This is a genomic window from Streptomyces viridosporus (assembly GCF_002078235.1).
Taxonomy (GTDB): Bacteria; Actinomycetota; Actinomycetes; order Streptomycetales; family Streptomycetaceae; genus Streptomyces; species Streptomyces viridosporus.
Genome location: NZ_MSGP01000450.1, coordinates 1 through 4,991, shown reverse-complemented (window position 1 = coordinate 4,991; position 4,991 = coordinate 1). Strand labels below are relative to the sequence as shown.

Here is a 4,991-nt window from a genome sequence, read left to right as displayed (position 1 = left end):
ACGGCTGATCCTCGACGTCCTGCTCGGCGACTCCAACCTCTTCCCGCGCACGGAGGAGGTCGAGCTGTCCTGGAAGATCCTCGACCCGATCGAGGAGTACTGGGACGCCAACGGCAGGCCGGCCCAGTACGCGGCCGGTACGTGGGGACCCGTCGAGGCGGACGAAATGCTCGAGCGAGACGGACGGAGCTGGCGCCGACCATGAAGATCGACCTGACGGACACCACGGCCAGCAAGATCAACAAGGCGCTGGTGCAGGGCCGCCGGGCCATCGGCACACCGGCCGTGGGCATGGTGCTCACCCTGGTCATCGTGACGGACGAGGAGAACGCCTACGACGCGCTGAAGGCGGCCGGCGACGCCTCGCACGAGCACCCCTCGCGCATGCTCGTGGTCATCAGGCGCGTCTCCCGCTCGCCCCGCGACCGCACGCAGTCCCGCCTCGACGCCGAGGTGCGGGTGGGCGCGGACGCGGGCACCGGCGAGACGGTGGTGCTGCGGCTGTACGGCGAGGTCGTCGACCACGCCCAGTCGGTGGTGCTGCCGCTGCTGCTGCCGGACGCCCCGGTGGTGGTCTGGTGGCCGGTCAACGCCCCGCTGGACCCGGCGAAGGACCCGCTGGGCGCGCTGGCCCAGCGCCGGGTGACCGACACCTACGCCTGCGAGCGGCCGGTCCAGGAACTGGTGGCCCGCGCCGACGCCTACACCCCGGGCGACACGGACCTGTCCTGGACCCGCATCACGCCGTGGCGTTCGATGCTGGCCGCGGCCCTGGACCAGGTCGCCTGCCAGGTGGTGGGCGCCGAGGTGGAGGGCGAGGAGTTCAACCCGAGCTGCGAGCTGCTGGCGATGTGGCTCGCGGACCGGCTGGACGTCCCGGTGAAGCGCTCGCGGTCGAGCGGTCCGGGGCTCACGGCGGTCCGCCTGGACACCGACTGCGGCCCGATCGTGCTGGACCGTGCCGACGGTTCGCTGGCGACGCTGTCCATCCAGGGCCAGCCCAAGCGCGCGGTGGCGCTCAAGCGCCGGGACACGGCGGAGCTGATCGCGGAGGAGCTGCGGCGCCTGGACCCGGACGACACGTACGCGTCGGCGCTGCGCTACGGCGTGGAGCGGCTGAAGAAGCCCTCGGACGCGCCGGACGGGCCGGGTGGGGCGCCGGCCAAAGGGGAGTCGGAGCGCGCGGCGGTCCCCGCGCCCGTCGAGTCGGTCGCGAAAGGTCCCGCGGACCGGGCGACGGCGCAGGCACCGGTGAAGAGGACGGCGGCGAAGTGAGTACGACACCGCAACTGGTCGTGCACCACGACAAGGAGCTGATGGCGCAGGCCGCGGCGGCCCGGCTGATCACGAAGATCGTGGACGCCCAGGCCTCCCGGGGTTCGGCGTCCGTGGTCCTGACCGGTGGCCGCAACGGCAACGGCCTGCTGGCCGCGCTGGCGGCGGCCCCGGCCCGGGACGCGATCGACTGGGGCCGGCTCGACCTGTGGTGGGGCGACGAGCGGTTCCTGCCGGAGGGCGACCCGGAGCGCAATGTCACCCAGGCCCGGAAGGCGCTGCTCGACGCGGTGCCGCTGGATCCGGAGCGCGTGCACGCCATGCCCGCGTCCGACGGACCGCACGGCACCGACGTGGACGCGGCGGCGGCCGCCTACGCCCAGGAGCTGGCCCGTGCGGCCGCTCCGGAGAACCACGGCCCCGTTCCGGCGTTCGACGTCCTGATGCTGGGCGTCGGCCCGGACACGCACGTGGCCTCCCTCTTCCCGGAGCTCCCGGCGGTCCGGGAGACGGAACGCACGGTGGTGGGCGTGCACGGCGCGCCCAAGCCCCCGCCGACCCGGGTGACCCTCACCCTCCCGGCGATCCGCGCGGCCCGCGAGGTGTGGCTGCTCGCGGCCGGCGAGGACAAGGCCGAGGCGGCGGCGATCGCCCTGTCGGGCGCGGGCGAGATCCAGGCCCCGGCCGCGGGCGCGTACGGCCGTGCCCGCACGCTGTGGCTGCTGGACTCGGCGGCGGCGTCGCAGCTGCCGCGCTCGCTGTACCCGGCGGCGTCGGCCTGACGCACCCGTCACACGCACGGACCCCCGCCTCGTCAGGGAGCGGGGGTCCGTGCGTTCGACGGGTGCGGGCGTCACTTCACCGATCCCGCCATCACCCCCTGCACGAAGTGCCGCTGGAAGGCGAAGAACACGACCACCGGCACCACCAGCGACAGGAACGCGCCCGGCGCCAGGACATCGATGTTGCTGCCGAACTGCCGGATCTGCGACTGGAGTTCCACCGTCAGCGGCTGGGAGGAGCTGTCGGCGAAGAGCAGGGCGACCAGCATGTCGTTCCAGACCCACAGGAACTGGAAGATGGCGAGGCTGGCGATCGCCGGGCGGCCGACGGGGAGGACGAGCCGGGTGAAGATGCGCCACTCGCTGCCGCCGTCCATCCGGGCGGCCTCCAGCATCTCCTTGGGCATCTCGGCGAAGTAGTTCCGCAGCAGGAACACCGCGAACGGCAGCCCGTACGCGACGTGGAACAGCACGACCCCGGGGATGGTGCCGAACAGGCCCAGCTGACCGAAGAGTTTGGCCACCGGCAGCAGCCCGATCTGGACGGGGACGACCAGCAGCGCGACCACGACCAGGAAGATCGGTTCGCGTCCCGGGAAGTCCAGCCAGGCGAAGGCGTATCCGGCGAGCGCGGCGACGGCCACGACCAGGACGGTCGTCGGCACCGAGATCAGCACGGTGTTCCAGAACGCCTGCGTCATGCCGGAGTTCTCCAGCAGCGCCGCGTAGTTGTCGAAGGACAGCTGCCCGGGGTCGGTGAACACGGTCCACCAGCCGCCCTCGGCCGTGTCCTCGGCGGAGCGCAGCGAGGACAGGAACAGTCCGGCCAGCGGGGTCATCCACACCAGGCCGATCACGACCAGGAAGGCCTGCACCACCGCGCTGCTCAGACCGCGACGGATCGCGTTCATCGCTGACTCCTTCGGAAACGGCGGACGTTGAAGACCATCGCCGGGACGACCAGGAGGAGCAGCAGCACACCGAGCGCGCTGCCGAGCCCCTGGTTGTTCCCTCCGCCGAACGACACCAGCCACATCTGTGTCGCGAGCACGGTCGCGTCCTCCTGCACGGGCCCGGGCGCGATGATGTAGACGAGGTCGAAGACCTTCATCACGTTGATCACCAGGGTCACGAAGACGACGGTGAGCACCGGTGCGAGCAGCGGGACGGTGATGCGGCGGAAGATCTGCCACTCGTTGGCCCCGTCCATCCGCGCCGCCTCCAGCGCGTCCCGGGGCAGGGTGGACAGGCCGGCCCCGATCAGCACCATCGCGAAGCCGGTCCAGATCCACAGGTAGGCGCCGATGATCGCCGGCGTGACGAGGGTCGGTCCGAGCCAGGAGATGCCCTCGTAGGGCGGTGCGAAGTTGGCGGCGGGCAGCTTCAGCGCGTACGAGCCGCTCTCCAGGCCGGTGAGGCGGAACGAGCCGTCGGACGCGGTGGTCGTGCTCGCGACCGTCCTGCCGTCGCGGAGCGCCTCGACCTTCATCCCGGGCAGTCCGCTCTCCTCCCGGTCGACCACCCCCGGCTTCCCTCCTCCGCCGGGGGTGAAGTCGAGGTACACCACACCGCGCACCTCGTCGGCGCCGGCCCGGCGCGAGGCCGCCGCGTGGGCGGGGCCGGCGTCGTCCGGGAGGTCCTTGGGGGCGACGCCGACCAGGCCCAGCGCCGCCGTGCCGCCGGGCGAGACGTCCGCGCCGGTGACGTAGGAGCCGTCCGCCTGCCGGGTCAGGCCCTCGTCGTCGCGGGCACGGGCGGCCGGGTAGGACGAGGTGCCCTTGAAGGCGTCGTGGACGGTGACCGCGGCGGCGTTCAGGACGCCCTTGTCCGGGTCCTGGTCGTAGGCGAGCCGGAAGATGATGCCGGCGGCCAGGAAGGACACCGCCATCGGCATGAACAGCAGCAGTTTGAAGGCGGTGGCCCAGCGGACCTTCTCCACCAGCACGGCCAGGATCAGTCCCAGGCCAGTGAGCAGGGCGGGGGCGACGACGACCCAGATCGCGGTGTTCCGGACGGCCTTGAGGGTGGTCGGGTCGCGGAACATCTCGGCGTAGTTGCCGCCGCCCACGAACTCGTTCCCGGAGGCGTCGAAGAGGCTGCGGCCCACGGAGAACAGCACCGGGTACACCACCAGCGCGCCCAGCAGGAGCAGCGCGGGGAGCACGAACAGCAGGGCGACGACCCGCCCCCGGCGGCGCGGGCGTCCGCCGCGCGCGCCGCCGGGGTGCGCGGGCGCCGGAGGGCCCGCCTCTTTCACCAGTGTGGCGGTCATGGTCGTCAGTTCCCGTACGCCTTGGCCGCGGCGTCCTCGAGCTCGGCCGCGGTCTTCTTCGGGTCGGACGGGTCGCGCAGGAAGTCCTGGAGGATCTTCCACTCGCCGGCGCCCTTGGTGCCGCCGAAGGCCGCCGGGGCCTGGTCGGACATGTCGAAGCGGACCGAGTCGCCGGCGTCGATCAGGGACTTGGCGGTGGCCCGGGTGACGTCGTCGCCGTAGGAGGCGAGGTCCAGCTCCTTGTTCGGGGAGAGGAAGCCGCCCGCCTCGGCCCACACGGCGGCGGCCTCGGCGGTGGCCAGGTACTCCAGGAGCGCCATGCCGGCCTTAGCGTTCTTGCCGTCCTTGAGGACGACGGCCGCGTCGCCGCCGCTGACCACGGGGGCCTTGCCGGAGCCGACCGGCGGGAAGGGGAAGAAGTTCGCGTCGGTGCCGATGGTCTTCCCGAACTGGTCCTTGGCGACGCCCGCGACGAAGTCACCCTCGTAGACCATGGCCGCCTCGGCCTTGGGGCCGAAGACCTTCTCCACCGAGCCGGGGAAGTCGGTGTTGAGGGCCCCCTTCTGGCCGCCCTCGATGAGCTGCTTGTCCTTGAAGAGCTTGCCGAGCGTGGTGAGCGCCTCGACCACCGTCGGGTCGGTCCACTTGATCTCGTGCGCGGC

Annotated in this window: 5 protein-coding genes and 1 pseudogene; 3 read left to right on the top strand and 3 right to left on the bottom strand. The window is 72.3% G+C overall.

Annotation, left to right across the window (positions count from 1 at the left end; genetic code table 11):
* From B7L92_RS28585 to pgl, 3 genes and pseudogenes are all read left to right on the top strand, one after another.
* Nucleotides 1–205 (top strand): annotated as a pseudogene (locus B7L92_RS28585) (glucose-6-phosphate dehydrogenase); the annotation flags it as partial.
* Nucleotides 202–1,275, top strand: coding sequence for a glucose-6-phosphate dehydrogenase assembly protein OpcA (gene opcA, locus B7L92_RS28580; protein ID WP_081240273.1), 1,074 nt, complete (start codon nt 202–204; stop codon nt 1,273–1,275). The pseudogene B7L92_RS28585 and the gene opcA, both read left to right, overlap by 4 nt.
* Nucleotides 1,272–2,057, top strand: coding sequence for a 6-phosphogluconolactonase (pgl, locus tag B7L92_RS28575; RefSeq protein ID WP_081240272.1), 786 nt, complete (start codon nt 1,272–1,274; stop codon nt 2,055–2,057). Before opcA ends, pgl begins: the two co-directional genes overlap by 4 nt.
* Nucleotides 2,058–2,128: 71 nt before the next feature.
* On the opposite strand, the gene B7L92_RS28570 is transcribed toward pgl, so the two are convergent.
* From B7L92_RS28570 to B7L92_RS28560, 3 genes are all read right to left on the bottom strand, one after another.
* A complete protein-coding gene (locus tag B7L92_RS28570; protein ID WP_081240271.1) occupies nt 2,129–2,968 on the bottom strand; it encodes a carbohydrate ABC transporter permease in 840 nt (279 codons plus the stop codon).
* Nucleotides 2,965–4,329, bottom strand: a complete 1,365-nt coding sequence (locus tag B7L92_RS28565) for an ABC transporter permease (RefSeq protein ID WP_081240270.1) — start codon at nt 4,327–4,329, stop codon at nt 2,965–2,967. Before B7L92_RS28565 ends, B7L92_RS28570 begins: the two co-directional genes overlap by 4 nt.
* A 5-nt stretch (nt 4,330–4,334) precedes the next feature.
* Nucleotides 4,335–4,991: extracellular solute-binding protein (locus B7L92_RS28560; RefSeq protein WP_143626390.1), on the bottom strand; the 657-nt coding region annotated here is incomplete at its 5' end.

Coding starts and splice junctions, on each gene's coding strand:
- opcA (WP_081240273.1), top strand. CDS start 202: ATGAAGATCGACCTGACGGACACCACGGCCAGCAAGATCAACAAGGCG.
- B7L92_RS28570 (WP_081240271.1), bottom strand. CDS start 2,968: ATGAACGCGATCCGTCGCGGTCTGAGCAGCGCGGTGGTGCAGGCCTTC.
- B7L92_RS28565 (WP_081240270.1), bottom strand. CDS start 4,329: ATGACCGCCACACTGGTGAAAGAGGCGGGCCCTCCGGCGCCCGCGCAC.